Raw genomic sequence first — 16,808 nt, 5'->3', positions numbered from 1 at the left:
GGAAATGGGGGTTCTATTAGTCATGACGGCCATGTCGGAAAATCGGGTATGAATGAGAGCAGTTTTTATTCAGACTTTTTACCGAGGCTTGATCACCACCACCAAATCGGTGAAGTACTCGACCTTGATCGGCAGGTTATCCGCCAGCGACGCCAGGGCCGCGCCGGTGTCGTCGAGCTTGAATACCCCGGACACGCGCATCCCTTGCAGCGCCTGCGGATCAAAGCGCACCAGCCCATGGCGGTAACCGGCGAGGGTTTGCAGGACCTCGCTCAGGGGTTGGTCGTCGACCTTGAGCAAACCACGGGTCCAGGCGTCCGGGTCGGCGTTGCCGATGGGTTGTGGGGTGCCGGCACGGCCGTCCTGGAGCGTGGACTTCTGCCCCGCCGGCACTTTCACGTCGCCCGCAACGGTGCCTTTGACGGCCACGGTGGACTCGATCACGGTGACCACGGTCGCGCCATCCTCGGCCTTGCGCACCAGGAACCGCGTGCCCAACGCCGTGGCCGTGCCCTGGTCGGTGTGCACCACGAACGGCCGTTGCGCGTCCTTGGCCACCTCGACCCACATCTCGCCCTGCAACAGTTCGATCACCCGTTGGTGGCCGTCAAACTTCACGTCCAGTGCCGAGTTGCTGTTGAGCTGTACCTGGCTGCCATCGGTCAGTGCCACCTGGCGCCGTTCGCCCACGCTGGTGCGTTGGTCGGCCATCCACACCGGCAGGCGCTCAATCCCGGCCCAGCCGCACAGCAACACACCCAACAGCGCGACGGCCTGGGTGCTACGGGCGGCAAACCTTGTTTTCTGTGGGGCAAATGCACGGTTCAGGGCCATGCGCGCCGGGGCGGCGGGCAACTCGTCGAGGCTGCCCCACAGGCTGCGCATGCGCTCGATGGCGACGGCATGCCGTGGATCGGCCTGGCACCATTTCTCGAAGGCCGCGCGGTCGGCCTCGGTCACGTGGTCGTCGTGCAACAACGTCAGCCAGCGGGCGGCTTCACTGATGATCTGCTCGGAACTCACGACAGCGGGTCCGCCCCGTGCAGGGTGTGATAGCAATGCACCAACGCACTGGAGATGTAGTTCTTCACGGTGCTGGAAGACACCTGCAGTTGTTCGGCGATTTCGCTGTAGGTCAGCCCGTCGAGGCGACTGAGCAGGAATGCCTCGCGGGCCTTGGCGGGCAGGCCGATGAGCATTTCGGCAATGCGTTCCAGGGCCTGCAGTGCCACATGAATCGCCGCCGGGTCCGGCATCCCGGCATCTTCGCTCTGGATCGCCAGGGCTTCCATGTAGGCCTTTTCGATGCGCCGCCGACGCGCACCATCGATCATCAAGCGCCCCGCCGTGGTGGCCAGGAAGGCGCGGGGTTCCTTGATGGTATGGGGGTCGGCCAGCAGCAGGATGCGGATAAACGCGTCGTGGGCCAGGTCGGCGGCATGTTGCGAGCAGCCGAGTTTCTTGCGCAGCCAACCGTGCAACCAGGAATGATGGTCGCTGTAGAGGGTGGTGATGGTCTGCTGGCGACGGGTTGTATCACCATCAGCTACAGGAAAGTCATGCATGCGCAAAAATTTCTCAAACAAGAAAGATTACCAATTGCGCGAACGATGACAGTAAAACGAAGGGGGAGCAAGGATGGAGTGATGGCTTGCAACGAATCTGCGACTTGCTGTGCCCACCTTGAAAGCGACCAGTGCGCACGCGACACTTCTGCGACTCATACAAGGACATCACGCATGACAACCTTCGCCAACACGGTCTCTACCCGCGAGGCCTATCAACTGCTCAAGGACGTGGCATTAGAGGTTCGAACGCTGAAACCCGTCAGCTCCAGCGACGAGCAAATGGTTGTCGACATCGACGGCTGGCAGGTCACGCTGTCAACCTGCGGGACGGCTCTGGAGTGCTGCCTGCGCTGTATTGCACCGGATAACAGGCAAGGTTCACTGGACACCTGGCAACGTTACGGCACCAATCCGCTCGATCTGATGAGCCTGTGGGAGCGAACGCAGCTGCAGCGCCTGGTGCATGCAGCCTTCGTTCGCTGAACGTGCCCTTTGCCAGCAATCACCCACTGCCAGCATCAAACACTTTATGGATTAACGCCAGCTCCAGGAAACCCCGGTGTAAACCCCCATGCCATCCCCCGGCGTCGACCGCGCCACATCCAGCCCCTTGTCGTCATAACCCGGCGTGACTGTGTTCGCGTAACGCCGGTTAGTCAGGTTGCGCAGGTCGACCCAGGCTTGCCAGTCGTGCTTCGGCGCGTCGTACCCGAGCGTCGCGCCGAGCAGTGTGTAGGCCGCCGCGTAGTAGGAGTTGGCGTAGTCCACCGCGACCCGCGATGAATGTTCGCCATTGAGGCTGGTGTAGAAACCGCTAGGGTGGCTGTAGCGCAATTGCGCCTGGTAGTAGTGCCTGGGGATGCCGGGCAAGGTGTTGTCGCCGAAGCGGTCGTCGTTGCGGTAGTGGAAGTCGCTGTAGGTGTAGGCCTGGCGCAGGGCGAGCTGGCCCGTGCGGCCACCGTCCCACAGCGGGCTGATCAGGCTCAGCTCCAGGCCTTGGTGCACGGTTGGGCTGGCGTTGGATTCGGCGATTATTGCGGATGTGGTGGACGTCGCGGCCTGGGTTTCGACGCTGAGCAGTTCGTGGCGCACCTCGGAGCGGTACAACGCCAGGTCCCACTGACCGAACCACGCTTCACCGCGACCGCCGACTTCCAGGGTGGTGGCGGTCTGGTTTTTCAGCTTCACCCCTTCACGTTGCAAACCGCTGGCCGGGCCGCTGCCCACGGGGAAGTACTTGTTGGAACCCCAGATCATCGACCACGCATGGGGCGGTTCCACCGAGCGACTCAGGTTGCCGTACACCTGCAATTGGGGGCTGAAGTCGTAGCGCAGGCCAACCCTTGGCGCGTAATCCCAATCTTGCTGGCTGACGGGTGTGTGGGTCTGCGGGTAGCTGACTTCGGTTTCACGACGGGTGTAGATCGCCGCCAGCCCGGTGGTCAGCCACAGGTCCGGCAGCAGTTCCAGGTCATTGCCGATATGCAGCACGGTGTCCGAACCCAGGTAGCTGTAGTCGCGGGTCCTGGTGCCGGGTGTGTAGCCCGCCGTATTGCCGGTGGGGATCCGCACGAATTCCGAGCCGCCGTTGTTCGGCATCGCCTGGGTGGTGCGCAGGCCGAGGGTGGTCTTGCTGTCACGCCCGAACAATGTGTCCTGGCGGATGTAATTCAGGGTGCCGCTGACGTCGGTGTAGGCAACCTTGAGACGGTTGGTGCCCTCGCGCAGGTCCATCGGATAATCGTGATACGCCAGCCCGACCTCGACCCGGGCGTTGTCGTCCAGGTGCAGGGTGGTTTTGTTGGCGATCCAGGTCGAGCCCGGTTGCGTGCGTTTCGAGTCTCGCGCCACGTTGAGGCTGGCGGCGGCGCGCGGGTCGTGGCTGATCTGGTCGCGGGTCAGTTTGCCGGGGGAATCGTTGTCGGTTTCGCGGTAGCGAAAGTAGAAGCGGGTTTCCAGGTCGGGGTTGAAGCGGTAGCCGAAGTTGGCCGCGATGCCCTTGCCGCTGCCGGCGCTGTGGTCCTGGAAACCGTCGTATTGCGAGTCGGTGAGGCTGATGTAGTAGTCGGCATCCCCCAGCACCTGGCCCGAGCTGATCTCTCGCTGGCCGTAGCCATGGCTGCCGGCTTCGTAGCGTACTTGCAGCCTGGGCGCGTCGTAGCCGGTGTGGGTCACGTAATTGACTGCCCCACCCAGGGCCAATGCGCCCTGGTCAAAACCGTTGGCGCCACGCAGCACTTCAACGCGGCTGAGCCACAACGGGTCCTTGAGTTCGTAGGGCGTGCCACCCGGGCCGGTCAGTGGCAGGCCGTCGAAGGTTTCATACAGGCCAGAAGCGTGGGCGCCCGGGCCCCGGTTGATACCCGAGCCACGGATCGAAAGCTTCACCCCTTCGTTGTTTGCCGCCTTGGCATAAACACCGGCCTGGTACTTGAATACGTCCTCGTTGGTGCTCACCCGCCCCTGATCGACGCTGCCCATGTCGATGTAGTTGGTAGCGCCGGGAACGCTCTTGAGCTGGGTCTGGGCCAGTTCGTCGGCGCTGAGTTCGGCGCTGCTGACTTCGACGGGTGCCAGTTGCAATGTGTCGTCGGCCTGGGAAACCGGGCTGAAGCTCAGGGCGGCGCCAAAGCCCAGCAAGGGCCAGGCTTTTCGGGAGGTGAACGGAAACGCGGGGGGCATGGGGGTAAATCCTTGGAATTCGTTTTTGCGACGGGCTCGGTCCGGCACAAGGTCTGTGGTGGGAAGCCCGTGAAGCGCGGCGGGTCACCGTTGATGAACGCACAGGCCCCCATCGGCGTTAAGTCCAAAATAGAATTACCAAATGCAAACTCAGTATTTATGGAAATAAGCGGCACCGATTACTGTAGAGCCATTGAGTCCCCAGAGATTTACGTCATGCAAACATCCGCCACCGTCATCGATTTCACCCTCCACCGCAAACGCCGCCAGGCTCGCGCAGCGGCTGAACTGATGTGGGCGATGTATGCGGCACGGGCCGGGGTCGCGCTGTTTACCGCACACGTCACCACGTCCAGCGATACCCGCCGGGCGTGAGGCCATGAATTTCTTGCACGCGATACCCGAAGTGCCCGACCTCCCCACCAAACCCAAGGACTGCAACAGCGGCGACGATGACGCCATCGGCCAGTGCGTCGCGCAGAACCTGCAGCGCCTGCGCAGTAAACGCTACCTGTCGCTGGATGCCCTGGCGCGCAACTGCGGCGTAAGCCGGGCGATGCTCGCGCAGATCGAGTCCGGGCGCAGCGTGCCGTCGATCAAGGTGCTGTGCAAGATCGCCAAAGGCTTGAAAGTGTCGGTGGCGGCGTTCCTGGAAAATCGAGCGTTCGAAGGGGTTGAGCTGCTGCCGGCGCAACAGAGCAAACGCCTGGTGAGCGCCGATGGCAGCTTCATCAGCCGGGCGCTGTTTCCCTACGATATGGCGCGCCAGTCGGAGTTCTACGAGATACGCCTGAAGGCCCTCGGCGAGGAGATTTCAGAAGGTCACGGGCCCGGGATCCAGGAAAACCTGGTGGTGGCCCAGGGCGTGCTGGAAGTCAGCGTCAACGAGGAACGCTACCTGCTGTCCACCGGTGATTCGATCCTGTTCTACGCCGACCAGCCCCACCGCTATCGCAACCCCGCAGACAGTGAGGCGGTGGCGTTCCTGGTGATCACCTACCCGGAACGCCTGGACTGAAACGCAAAAAGCCCCGGCACTCGCCGGGGCTTTTTAGATTTCACGCCAAACCAATCAGCAGGTGCAGCACATCATCGGCATGCCGTTGCAGCTCATCATCATCGGCATGGCGCAGTCGTTCATCATCTTCATCATCAGCATGCAGCAGTTGTTCATCATGTCCATGCTCATGCCAGGCATCGGCATCATCTTGCAGGTCATGCAGTCGGCTTCCATCTTGCATTCCATGACGCACTTCATCATCGGCATAGGCATGCCCATCGGCATCATCATCGGCATGTTCATGGTCGACATGCTGTTCATCATCGCCATGCCGTCTTCAGACATGCACATCATCGACATGTTGGCGCACTGCATCATCATCGGCATGCCGCAGTTCATCATCATCGCCATCATTTCGGCGTTATTCTTGAACATCGCCATGTCCATGCCAGCGGCCGGCATCATGGTGCACATCATGGCCTCGTCGGTCATCTTGCAGGTCATGGTTGCCATCATCATCGGCATGCCCATCATCGGCATCATCGGCATCGCGTTGTTCATTGGCATCTGCATGGCGTTCATCATCTTCGAAACTCCGTAATCGACAGGAAATGAGTAAGTTCTGGGGCCGATTCTAGAGAGGCCGCACAACGGCGCAAGACGCTGGCCCAGCAGCAGGAATAGACGCTGCATGGGGATTTCCCGGGGCGCGGCAGCGGATAATTCCGCGATGACAGATGCTTTGACGTGATCACGCCGGCCGGCTCCGCTATCAGGGCCAAACCGGCGCGATGGATATGCGATTGGGGAATAGCCCCCAATCAGAAGGAAATAAACGATCTAACCACGGTAGAAATACCCGCTCATTCGGCGAAGAAGCGGTTCGCCGGACGCGGCAGTCCGAGGTTTTCCCGCAGGGTAGAGCCTTCGTACTCGCGCCGGAAGATCCCGCGCCCCTGCAACTCGGGCACCACCCTGGCCACAAAGTCATCGAGCCCGCCCGGCAGCCACGGGAACATGATGTTGAAGCCATCGCTGCCCTCTTCTTCCAGCCACTGCTGCATCTCATCGGCAATACTGTGGGCGGTGCCGACAAACGAGAGACCTGCATAACCGCCAAGACGCTGGGCCAATTGGCGCACCGTCAACTGTTCGCGATCAGCCAGCGCCAGTACCCGTTCGCGGGAGCTCTGGCTGGCGTTGGTTTGGGGAATCGCCGGGAGGTATTGGTCGGGATCAAACTTCGTCGCGTCGGTACCCAGCGCGATCGACAGCGAGGCAATCGCACTTTCGTAATGCACCAGGCTGTCGAGATGCGCACGAATCCGCCGCGCATCTTCCAGCGTATCGCCGACCACCACAAACGCCCCGGGCAAGATCTTCAGATGGTCGGGATGCCGCCCCACCGCCAGCATCCGGCGCTTGATATCGGCATAGAATTTACGCCCTTCCTCGAGCGTGCCGGGCGCCACGAAAATCACCTCGGCGGTTTCTGCCGCCAATTGCCGGCCCGGCTCCGAGGCGCCGGCCTGCACGATCACCGGCCAGCCCTGCACCGGGCGGGCAATGTGCAGCGGGCCGCGCACATTGAGGTAGCGGCCCTGGTGATTGAGGGTGTGCAGCTTGTCGGGGTCGAAGTACACACCGCTGTCGGCATCGCGGATGAAGGCATCATCGGCCCAACTGTCCCAGAGCCCGGTGACCACATCGTAGAACTCCCGCGCACGGGCGTAGCGCTCGTCGTGGGCATAGGCCTGCTCCAGACCGAAATTCTGCGCCGCATCCGGGTTGGCAGTGGTGACGATATTCCAGCCGGCGCGGCCGTTGCTCAAATGATCCAGGGACGCAAAGCGCCGGGCAATGTGGAACGGTTCGTCGTAGGTGGTCGAGGCCGTGGCTACCAGGCCGATGTGCTCGGTGGCCTGGCTCAGGGCCGACAATAAGGTGAACGGTTCGAAGGAGGTGGCGGTGTGGCTGCGCTTCAACGCGTCGATGGGCATGTTGAGCAGGGCCAGGTGGTCGGCCATGAAGAACGCATCGAAACGCGCTTTCTCCAGGGTCTGGGCAAACTGCTTGAGGTGCGTGAAGTTGAAGTTGGCGTCACGGTAAGCGCCGGGATAGCGCCAGGCGCCGGTGTGGATGCTGACCGGACGCATGAACGCGCCCAGCTTCAGTTGGCGTTGAGTGGTCATGGAAAGCCCCTGATCGAGAGGGGCCCAGCATCGGATGGGCGAACGGCGTCTGTCTAATAACCAAAGGATCTGGCTTATGCCTGCGCGGATCGGCTGTTGTAGTCCGCCAGAAATTCTTCGGAGGCGACATGGTCTGCCATGCCCCGTAGCTGCGCGGCCGACTCATGCCCCAGCACCTCCTCTACCCGGTTATTGGCCGCCGCCCAATACACCAGCGCCTCACTGAACAGGGCTTCGCCCTTGGGCGTGAGCACGCAGCGTTTGGTGCGCTTGTCCAGGGCATCCGGGCGCAGCTCGACAATCCCGTCGCGCACCAGCGGCTTCATCGCATGGGTCAGCGCCGACATCAGGATCGCCAGGCGTCCGGCCAGCTCCTGCAACGTCGGCCCTGCCTGCTCATCCACCGCCGCCCACCGGGCGATTTCACCCAGCAAGCCGACCTGCGTAGCCTTCAGGCCAATCGGCGCCAGCGCTTCGTCATACAGTTGGCCCAGCCGCCGGGCGGCACGGCGCAGTGCGTTGTTGGTGCATGCCACGTCACCCAGCAGGCTCAAAAGGTCGGCACGGGCATCAGGCTTGTCAGTCTTGTGTGTTGGCATTTTCAGATCCTCCATGCCGGTAGAATGATTGAGTACTAAACCATTGACAAGGACAAACGCCAAGCCTATAACTTGAGCCCTCAACAATATTGGTTGAGTACTCATCTATTGGAGCCGTTCATGTCGATCCCTACTTCCACAAAAATTGCCCTGATCACGGGTGCTTCTTCAGGTATTGGCGCCGTGTATGCCGACCGATTGGCAGCCCGCGGCTACGACTTGATCCTGGTCGCCCGTCGTGAAGACCGCCTCGAAGCCCTGGCGGCGAAGATCACTCAAGCCTACGGGCGCCAGGTCCAGACCATCGGCGCCGACCTGGTAAACCCCGCGGACCTGGCCCGTGTTGAAAGCCTGCTCGCCGGCAACCCGGCGATCCAGGTGCTGGTGAATAACGCCGGCCTGGCCCGCCTGCATCCGCTGGCTCAATCCTCGGTCGAGGATTCCACGACCCAGATCGCCCTGAACATCACCGCCCTCACCCGCCTGACCCACGCGGCGCTGCCGGGCATGCTGGTGCGCAATGAAGGCTTGATCATCAACGTGGCATCGGTGTTGGGCGTGCACTCGCTGCCGGTCAGCTCGGTGTACAGCGGCACCAAGAGCTATGTCCTGGCATTCAGCCGTGGCTTGCAATCGGAACTGGCGGAAACCGGGGTGAAGGTGCAGATCGTGTTGCCGGCAGCCACCGCTACCGAGATCTGGGACGCGTCGGGCATTCCGCTTTCCGCCCTGCAACAGGAGTCGGTCATGACCACCGAAAACCTGGTGGACGCGGCACTGGCCGGGCTGGATCAGGGTGAGACGATCACCTGGCCGTCGGTGGCCGATGGTTCGTTGTGGGAGACCTATGATGCGGCGCGTGGTGCGTTGTTTGCGGCCACGCAAACAGGCAAGCCGGCGCCCCGGTATGGGATTGTCTGAGGCGCCAGCCGGCTTTATTGAATACCGATGGAAATGCGCCGCACAGTCTGCTCCTCACGGGGCAGGCTGATGTCGCCTTCGTAGGTGCACTCGCGGCCGGTGCAGCTGTTTTCCACGGTCACCGGCGCAAGGCTTTTGACCGGAAAGCGCGGTTTGGGCTCAGCCTGCGGCGTGAGCGGTACAGCGCTGAGGACAGGTGCCTCGTAGGTCAGGTCCAGGCTGGACGCGTGGGCCTGGGTGGCCAGAACGGCGAGCAGTGCGCTCGCCATGACAGTCCTTGTAAACAACATCGAAATCTTTCCGGGCAGCAAAAAATGAAGGGGCAATGATAAACCCTTGAGCTGCCGGGTTGAAGTCAACGTGCCTGGACGGCAGGTTCCAGCACCAATACGTTGGAGGGGCCCGCACGGAATGTCGGGTTGTGCTTCGCGGCTTCCAGCATGTGCGGCGCTGCGTGGTGATCCTTGAGCGCCGCCTTTGAAGCCCACGTCTCGATCAACACAAAACTGTCGCTGTTGCCCTCGACCGGATGCAGGTCGTACTGGATACAACCGGCTTCGGCCCGGACCAGCGGAGCGAGCCCGGCAAAGGACGCCAACTGGTCCGCACCCCGGCCAGGCTGGGTATTGATGATGACGACAAGCCGCACTTCATCGGACATAAACAGCACCGTTATCGATAAGGAAATTGAGGCGCCACAGTAAGGGATGCCATTCTCTGGCGCTATGAAAAATCTATCAGTAAGCTACTTTCACTGATTGGATTGAGTCAGCACTCAAGCCCTCCCCCTTTTCTGCACCCGGCGATAACCACGTGATCGAAGTAACCGAAGTTTCCATTGCCCAGCTGCGCACTGCGCTCGAATCCGGCCAGACCACGGCGGTTGAACTGGTCGAGGCTTACCTCGCCAGGATCGACGCCTACGACGCCCCCACGACTGCCACCGCGCTCAACGCGGTGGTGGTGCGCAACCCGCAAGCGCTGGAGGAAGCCCGGGCATCCGACGCACGCCGGGCCAGCGGCACAACCCTGGGCCCGCTCGACGGCATTCCCTACACAGCCAAGGACAGCTACCTGGTCAAGGGCCTCACCGCCGCTTCCGGCAGCCCGGCTTTCGCGAACCTGGTTGCCTACCGCGATGCGTTCACCATCGAGCGACTGCGGGCAACAGGCGCCATTTGCCTGGGCAAGACCAACATGCCGCCGATGGCCAACGGCGGCATGCAGCGCGGCGTATATGGCCGGGCCGAGAGCCCGTACAACGCCGACTACCTCACCGCACCGTTCGCCTCGGGCTCCTCCAACGGCGCCGGCACGGCCACTGCGGCGAGCTTCGCGGCGTTTGGCCTGGCGGAAGAAACCTGGTCCAGCGGGCGCGGCCCGGCGTCCAACAATGGCCTGTGTGCCTACACCCCGTCCCGTGGCGTGATCTCGGTGCGCGGCAACTGGCCGCTGACCCCGACCATGGACGTGGTCGTGCCTTACGCCCGGACCATGGCCGACCTGCTTGAAGTGCTCGACGTCGTGGTCGCAGAAGACCCCGACACACGCGGCGACCTGTGGCGGATGCAACCCTGGGTGCCAATCCCCGGCGTCGCCTCGGTACGCCCGCAGTCCTACGCAGACCTGGCCGCGACCGGCGATGCACTCGCTGGCAAACGCTTCGGCGTGCCGCGCATGTACATCAATGCCGACCCCGAGGCAGGCACCAGCGACGCCCCGGGAATCGGCGGCCCTACTGGCCAGCCAATCAAAACCCGGGCCTCGGTGATCGAGCTCTGGGAAGCTGCGCGCAAGGCACTTGAAGCCGCCGGCGCAGAAGTGGTCGAGGTGGATTTCCCGCTGGTCTCCAATTGCGAAGGCGATCGCCCGGGCGCACCGAAAGTGTTTACCCGAGGCCTGGTCTCCAAGGAATTCCTCCACGATGAATTGTGGGAACTGTCGGCCTGGGCGTTCGATGATTTCCTGCGGGCCAACGGCGACCCTGCGCTGAACCGCCTGGCGGATGTCGACGGCCCGAAGATCTTCCCCCACGACCCCGGCACCCTGCCCAACCGCGAAGACGACCTGGCCGCCGGCATGGACGAATACGTGCGCATGGCCGAGCGCGGCATCACGCCGTGGGACAGGATCAGCACCGTGCCCGACGGCCTGCGCGGCCTGGAACAGACACGACGCATCGACCTTGAAGACTGGATGGATAACCTGGGGCTGGATGCGGTGATTTTTCCGACAGTCGCCGACGTAGGTCCGGCGGATGCGGATGTGAATCCCGCGTCGGCGGATATCGCCTGGAGCAACGGAGTGTGGGTCGCCAACGGCAACCTCGCCATCCGCCATTTGGGCGTGCCGACAGTGACGGTGCCCATGGGCGTCATGGCCGACATCGGCATGCCGGTGGGGCTGACATTTGCCGGCCGGGCGTATGACGATTCGGCGCTGCTGCGATTGGCATCGGCCTATGAGTCGACGGGCAGCAAGCGCCTGGTGCCGCCGCGCACGCCGGCGCTGGTGGCTCGTCAGGACTGATTGATTTCGCTGCTGATCTTGCGCATCAACCGATCGGCTTCCGACCCGGGTTCAAATCGAAAGCCACGCATCTCATCGAGGAGCAGGCAATCGCTGATGGCCTCCCAAAGTTGCTCCTGGGTCGGCTTGTTGCGCAACAGTATGTATGAAAGCAGCAGGCGTTCGAGGGGAACGCCCCGAATACAGGCCGTTTCAATGATTGCCAGCAGGATAAAGCGCAGTCGAACTTCCCGCTCCGTGGGCCAAACCGTTTTTCGCTTACCCAATGCCGGGCCTCAGTGTCAGGAAAAGCGTGAGGCTATGGCCCAGAGGGGTGGCGTTTCAAGCGCTGCATGGGGAGAAAGCCCTGCTCCTACACAAAACAGGGAAAAAGCCCACGAAATCACCCCGCAGATCAACAGCCTTTCACACACGCTTGCCCATCAACGGATCACTGATGCTATGCGCCCCCGTCTCGATCCGCCCCGCCACCCGCCGCCCCCAACCATGCTCGTCACGTAGCTTGAAGTCATACCAGCCTCCATTGGGCTGGCAGGAGAATGTGCGCTGCACACGACCGCCGCCCGCAATCTCGAGCAGCCACGGCCCCTGCCTGGTGTAAGGGCAACGCTCGATGGTGATTGAGGCCGCACGCTTGCCGGGGTTGACCAGGGTCAGCAGCAAGGTGTCACCGTGATACGCCAGGGATAACTCCGGCTCGCGACGCTGCAGGTGCCCCTTGAACGAACGGTGGAACCCATTCGGCCCCAACAGCCAGAGCTTGTAGGCGCCCGCGACTTGCCAGGTGTCACTGAGGTGCTTGCCGGCTTCCACCGTGTACCGGCGCGGTACCTCGTCCAGATGCAGGCGGTCGTAGACGTGGAAGACCACGCCCTGTTCGCCATTGTTGAAGAAGTCCAGGCTCACCGAACTGGCGCGACGGTCAACCGAGCCTTCAACGTTCAACTGGTACGGCAGCGCCCGGGATGGCCGCGCCATTCGCGCCTGGAACGGCGCCTGTTGCTGGCCCACCGTCGGCAGGGCGACCTGGGGCAGTTGCTCCTGGCGTTGACGCAGGGAGTCGGCGGCCTGGCGGCTGATAGTGTGCAGCGGCGGCAGGGTCTCGGTGTTGGGGTTGACGAAGTTGAAGGCCGAGGTGAGGTCGCCGCACACCGCCCGGCGCCAGGCGCTGATATTGGGTTCGCGCACGTGGAAACGCTTCTCCAGAAATTGCAGCACGGAGGTGTGATCAAACGCCTGGGAATTGACCCAGCCACCACGGCTCCACGGCGACAGCACCAGCATCGGCACTCGCGGCCCGGGGCCGTACACCCCGCCGTCCGGCGCGGGTTGCTGGCTAGAGCCGGGCGGTGCCGGGTGGGTGAAGATCTCGCTGTCGAACTTCACCGTGGACTTGCCGGCAAAGCTGCCATCCAGGCGCTTGGACGGGGCTGACGGCGACGGCACGTGGTCGAAGAAACCGTCGTTTTCATCGTAGTTGACCAGCAGCACGGTCTTGCTCCACACGTCCGGGTTGGCGGTCAGTGCCTTGAGGATTTCCTGGGTGAACCAGCCGCCTTGCACCGGGCTGGAAGGCCCGGGGTGTTCGGAGTAATCGGCCGGCGCCACCAGCCAACTCACCTGTGGCAGGCGCCCGTCGTTCACGTCCTTGCGAAAGCCCTGGATGATCGATTCCAGGTCGCTGCCGCTGACCGCCGGCAGGGTGTTGCCATTGCCTTTGTACAACGGCACGCGGGCGTTCAGTTGATCGCTGTAGGGCACAAAATCCTTGAAGTCTTTCGGTGGCACGGCGGGGTTGCCGGCCGCGACGCTGGCCGCACGAAACTGGCGAAACCCGGCCAAGGGGTTGTCGCCAAAGTTATCCGGCAGGTACTGGTAAACCTTCCAGCTCACACCCGCTTCTTCCAGGCGCTCGGGATAGGTTTTCCAGGTGTAGCCCACGCCCACCGCGCCGGGGCCGTCCCATTCGTTGACCACCGCCGCCACATTCGCACCGGTCGGGCCGTTGGTGCCGGTCCAGTGGAACAGCCGATTGGGATTGGTACCTGCGTGTACCGAACAGTGGTAGGCGTCGCACAGGGTAAAGGTGTTGGCCAGGGCGAACTGGAACGGCACTTCCTGCTCACGGTAGTAACCCATTGAGGTGGGTGTCTTGAACGTTGGCCAGGCGTTCATCCGGCCGCTGCTCCAGGCGGCGTGCTCGTCGACCCAGGAATGCGGCGTGCCGCTGACCCGCTGCGCGTTGCCACGGGAGCTGTCCAGGTGATAGGGCAGGATCCGCCGCCCAACGCCCTGCTGCTCCCACACCCGGTGCCCGCCCGGCAGTGGAATGGTGAAGCGGTCACTGAACCCGCGCACACCCGGCAAGGTGCCGAAGTAGTGATCGAAGGAGCGGTTTTCCTGCATCAGGATCACCACATGTTCGACGTCCATCAGGGTGCCGGTGCGGTTGTTGGCGGGGATCGCCAGGGCCTGGCGAATGGAGTCGGGCAACAGGGTGTAGGCGGATCCGATGGCAGCTGCTTGCAACAACGTTCTGCGTGTAAGAGTCGGCATAAGACGATTCAATCCCTTGAAGTTCTGGAGCGAAGCTCAGGACAAAATAGGGACTCAAGGCGACAAAGAAATGACATCGCTCGAATCGCGCTCGACCTGCCCCACCTGATACTCCCTCGGCGTACACCCGAACTCGCGCTTGAACACCGTGTGCAGGTACTGGGCGGATTTGAACCCGCAGTCATAGGCAATATCCGCAATCGCGGCCCTGGTATTTTCCAGGCTGGAAACCGCAGCCGCGAGTTTGAAGCGCAGGATTTCATCGTGGACGCTGCGGTTCAGTTCGCTGCGAAAATGCGCTTCCAGGGACGACCGCGACACGCCGACGTAGTTGGCGACCTGGGCGGTCTTGATGCCCTGGCAGGCGTACTGGCGAATGAAATGCAGCGCTTGCATCACGTAGGGATGGCCGAGGGGTTGGTGCAGGCTTGAGGTCTGCACGTTGACCGCTTCCGGCGGCACCAGGATCTGGCTGCCTGCCGAAGGCATGCCGTGCAGCATCTGGTGCAGCAGGCGCGCGGCGGTGCGGCCCATTTTTTCAGTGCCCTGGATCACCGAGCTCAGCGGCACGCGGGTCAGGGTGCGGGTCAAGGGGTCGTTGTCGATGCCGATCAGTGCCACCTGCTCCGGTACCGGGATGCCGGCGGTGAGGCAGGCCTGCAGCAACTGGCGGGCACGGGCGTCGCTGACCGCGATGATGCCGATGGGTTTGGGCAGGCTGTGCAACCAGGCAATTTGTTGCTCCACCGCCGAGTCCCACAGCGGCGCGCTGGTGCCGAGCCCGCGATACACCTCCACCGGCAAGCCATCGCGCTCCAGCAGGCGGCGGAAGGCTTTTTCGCGCTCCTGGGCCCAACGGTTGATATCGGCTTCAGGCAGGCTGAAACAGGCAAAGCGCGTCAGCCCGGCTTCGATCAGGTGTTCATAGGCCAGCTTGATCAAAGCAAAATTGTCAGTGGCCACGTACGGAGTATGCCGTGGGTAAGCCCGCTCATCCTCATAAGACCCGCCCACCGCCACCACCGGCACATGCACACCCGCCAACGCGGGGCCCATCGCCGGGTCGTCGAAGTCGGCAATGATCCCGTCGCCATGCCAGCGCTCGATACCCTTGAGCCGGCAGACGAAGTCCTCTTCCAGGAACAGATCCCACGACACCCGCGTACTGCTCAGGTAGTTGCCGATCCCGGTGATGATGCCGCGATCGTAGATCTTGTTGCCATTGAACAGCAGGGCAATCCGGTGCACAGGCGGGACAGTTTTCACAGGGGCGGCTCCATGCGATATGTCGAGCCACTATGCGCGTAAAACCACTCAAAATCGAACCCCGCTCTGGTGATTTTCATAATCGGTTGGCCGGGGGCCGTTGCTAGTATCGAGGCAAGGTTAACGTGCACTCATAACAACAAGGATCTGGCGATGCCCTACTTTCCTGCGGTCGAAAAAATCCTCTATGAAGGCCCCGATAGCGACTCTCCCCTGGCCTTCCGGCACTACGATGCAAACAAGCTGATCCTCGGCAAACCGATGCGCGAGCACCTGCGGATGGCCGCGTGTTACTGGCACAACTTCGTCTGGCCCGGCAGTGACATGTTCGGCTCCGGCACCTTCCAGCGGCCCTGGCAGCAACCGGGGGAAGCCCTGCAAGTGGCACGCGGCAAGGCCGAAGCGGCGTTCGAGTTTTTCTCCAAGCTGGGCATCGACTACTACAGCTTCCACGACACCGACGTGGCTCCCGAAGGCGCAAGCCTGGCGGAGTACCGCGACAACTTTGCGCGAATGGTCGACCAGCTCGAAGGCCATCAGGAACAGACCGGTATCCGGCTGCTGTGGGGCACTGCCAACTGCTTCAGCAACCCGCGCTTTGCCGCCGGCGCCGCCAGTAACCCGAACCCGGAAGTGTTTGCCTATGCGGCGGCCCAGGTGTTCAGCGCGATGAATGCCACCCACCGTCTCAAGGGCTCCAGCTATGTGTTGTGGGGCGGCCGCGAAGGCTACGAGACCCTGCTCAATACCGACCTCAAGCGCGAGCGCGAGCAACTCGGGCGGTTCATGCGCATGGTGGTCGAGCACAAATACAAGATCGGCTTCACCGGCGAGCTGTTTATCGAGCCCAAGCCACAGGAGCCCACCAAGCACCAATACGACTACGACAGCGCCACCGTGTTTGGCTTCCTGCATCAGTTCGGCCTGGAGAAAGAGATCAAGGTCAACATCGAGGCCAACCACGCCACCCTCGCCGGCCACAGTTTTCACCATGAGATCGCCACCGCCGCGTCCCTGGGGATTTTCGGCAGCATCGACGCCAACCGTGGCGACCCGCAGAACGGCTGGGACACCGACCAGTTCCCCAACAGCGTCGAGGAGCTGACCCTGGTCACCTACGAGGTACTCAAGGCCGGTGGCTTCAAGGGAGGTGGCTACAACTTCGACTCCAAGGTACGCCGCCAAAGCCTCGACGAAGTGGACCTGTTCCATGGCCACGTGGCCGCAATGGACGTGCTGGCGCTGTCCCTGGAACGTGCCGCCGCCATGGTGCAGAACGACGCCCTCGAACAGTTCAAGGCCCAGCGTTATGCCGGCTGGGACCAATCCTTCGGGCGTGCCGTGCTTGGCGGCGACTTCAGCCTGGCGTCGCTGGCCGAGCATGCCTTCAGCCACCAACTGAACCCACAAGCTGTGAGTGGCCGCCAGGAGATGCTCGAAGGCGTAGTGAATCGCTTTATCTACCCATGACCGCTACGCTCCAGGTCCAGCAGTG

General features: G+C 62.5%; 17 protein-coding genes. 7 read left to right on the top strand and 10 right to left on the bottom strand.

Features of this window, described 5'->3' with window-relative positions:
• Positions 1-78: 78 nt before the first annotated feature.
• Both HX824_RS23070 and HX824_RS23065 read right to left on the bottom strand, forming a co-directional pair.
• Positions 79-1,023: a FecR family protein gene (locus tag HX824_RS23070; protein ID WP_134326913.1), complete on the bottom strand. Its 945-nt coding sequence runs from the start codon at positions 1,021-1,023 to the stop codon at positions 79-81.
• Positions 1,020-1,565, bottom strand: coding sequence for a sigma-70 family RNA polymerase sigma factor (locus tag HX824_RS23065; RefSeq protein WP_102605591.1), 546 nt, complete (start codon positions 1,563-1,565; stop codon positions 1,020-1,022). Before HX824_RS23065 ends, HX824_RS23070 begins: the two co-directional genes overlap by 4 nt.
• Before the next feature lie 174 nt (positions 1,566-1,739).
• Here HX824_RS23065 and HX824_RS23060 point away from each other — a divergent pair, with 174 nt between their 5' ends.
• Positions 1,740-2,051, top strand: a complete 312-nt coding sequence (locus HX824_RS23060; protein ID WP_102605590.1) for a hypothetical protein — start codon at positions 1,740-1,742, stop codon at positions 2,049-2,051.
• Positions 2,052-2,102: 51 nt separating this feature from the next.
• Here HX824_RS23060 and HX824_RS23055 read toward each other — a convergent pair whose 3' ends face one another.
• Positions 2,103-4,250, bottom strand: a complete 2,148-nt coding sequence (locus HX824_RS23055) for a TonB-dependent receptor domain-containing protein (RefSeq protein ID WP_177055126.1) — start codon at positions 4,248-4,250, stop codon at positions 2,103-2,105.
• Positions 4,251-4,466: 216 nt separating this feature from the next.
• Here HX824_RS23055 and HX824_RS23050 point away from each other — a divergent pair, with 216 nt between their 5' ends.
• From HX824_RS23050 to HX824_RS33000, 3 genes are all read left to right on the top strand, one after another.
• The gene (locus HX824_RS23050) at positions 4,467-4,625 is read left to right on the top strand and encodes a hypothetical protein (protein WP_003219684.1); all 159 of its coding nucleotides are present in this window, start codon (positions 4,467-4,469) and stop codon (positions 4,623-4,625) included.
• 4 nt (positions 4,626-4,629) lie between these two features.
• A complete protein-coding gene (locus HX824_RS23045) occupies positions 4,630-5,268 on the top strand; it encodes a helix-turn-helix domain-containing protein (RefSeq protein WP_008436005.1) in 639 nt (212 codons plus the stop codon).
• 61 nt (positions 5,269-5,329) lie between these two features.
• Positions 5,330-5,851 carry a hypothetical protein gene (locus HX824_RS33000; protein WP_177050013.1) on the top strand — a complete coding sequence of 174 codons (522 nt, stop codon included), beginning with the start codon at positions 5,330-5,332 and terminating at the stop codon, positions 5,849-5,851.
• A gap of 262 nt (positions 5,852-6,113) precedes the next feature.
• Here HX824_RS33000 and HX824_RS23035 read toward each other — a convergent pair whose 3' ends face one another.
• A complete protein-coding gene (locus tag HX824_RS23035; protein WP_003219678.1) occupies positions 6,114-7,442 on the bottom strand; it encodes an LLM class flavin-dependent oxidoreductase in 1,329 nt (442 codons plus the stop codon).
• 74 nt (positions 7,443-7,516) lie between these two features.
• On the bottom strand, positions 7,517-8,041 hold the full coding sequence (locus tag HX824_RS23030) for a MarR family winged helix-turn-helix transcriptional regulator (protein WP_177055125.1): 525 nt from the start codon (positions 8,039-8,041) through the stop codon (positions 7,517-7,519).
• Between the two features lie 120 nt (positions 8,042-8,161).
• Between HX824_RS23030 and HX824_RS23025 the strand changes: the two genes are divergently transcribed.
• Complete coding sequence (locus tag HX824_RS23025; RefSeq protein ID WP_177055124.1) at positions 8,162-8,962, top strand: SDR family oxidoreductase; 801 nt, start codon at positions 8,162-8,164, stop codon at positions 8,960-8,962.
• A 14-nt stretch (positions 8,963-8,976) separates the two neighbouring features.
• On the opposite strand, the gene HX824_RS23020 is transcribed toward HX824_RS23025, so the two are convergent.
• Positions 8,977-9,231 (bottom strand): hypothetical protein, encoded by a 255-nt coding sequence (locus HX824_RS23020; RefSeq protein ID WP_003219674.1) that lies wholly within the window; start codon positions 9,229-9,231, stop codon positions 8,977-8,979.
• A gap of 86 nt (positions 9,232-9,317) precedes the next feature.
• Positions 9,318-9,623, bottom strand: a complete 306-nt coding sequence (locus tag HX824_RS23015; RefSeq protein ID WP_008436012.1) for a putative quinol monooxygenase — start codon at positions 9,621-9,623, stop codon at positions 9,318-9,320.
• A gap of 152 nt (positions 9,624-9,775) precedes the next feature.
• On the opposite strand from HX824_RS23015, the gene HX824_RS23010 reads away from it, so the two are divergent.
• Positions 9,776-11,491, top strand: coding sequence for an amidase (locus tag HX824_RS23010; protein WP_008436013.1), 1,716 nt, complete (start codon positions 9,776-9,778; stop codon positions 11,489-11,491).
• On the opposite strand, the gene HX824_RS23005 is transcribed toward HX824_RS23010, so the two are convergent.
• The 3 genes from HX824_RS23005 to HX824_RS22995 form a co-directional block, all read right to left on the bottom strand.
• Entirely contained in the window at positions 11,482-11,757 is a 276-nt protein-coding gene (locus HX824_RS23005; protein ID WP_003219667.1) for a hypothetical protein, read from the bottom strand. The two genes, HX824_RS23010 and HX824_RS23005, sit on opposite strands and share 10 nt — an antisense overlap.
• 139 nt (positions 11,758-11,896) lie before the next feature.
• Positions 11,897-14,047 carry a phosphocholine-specific phospholipase C gene (locus HX824_RS23000; protein WP_177055123.1) on the bottom strand — a complete coding sequence of 717 codons (2,151 nt, stop codon included), beginning with the start codon at positions 14,045-14,047 and terminating at the stop codon, positions 11,897-11,899.
• 54 nt (positions 14,048-14,101) lie between these two features.
• Positions 14,102-15,313 (bottom strand): DNA-binding transcriptional regulator, encoded by a 1,212-nt coding sequence (locus HX824_RS22995; RefSeq protein ID WP_003219663.1) that lies wholly within the window; start codon positions 15,311-15,313, stop codon positions 14,102-14,104.
• Positions 15,314-15,466: 153 nt separating this feature from the next.
• On the opposite strand from HX824_RS22995, the gene xylA reads away from it, so the two are divergent.
• Positions 15,467-16,783 (top strand): xylose isomerase, encoded by a 1,317-nt coding sequence (xylA, locus tag HX824_RS22990; RefSeq protein WP_003219661.1) that lies wholly within the window; start codon positions 15,467-15,469, stop codon positions 16,781-16,783.
• Positions 16,784-16,808 lie beyond the last annotated feature (25 nt).

Origin of the sequence: Pseudomonas sp. D4002 (genome assembly GCF_013385665.1) — a bacterium.
In the GTDB taxonomy this organism is placed as follows: domain Bacteria; phylum Pseudomonadota; class Gammaproteobacteria; order Pseudomonadales; family Pseudomonadaceae; genus Aquipseudomonas.
This window is presented reverse-complemented; position numbering and strand designations above follow the sequence as displayed.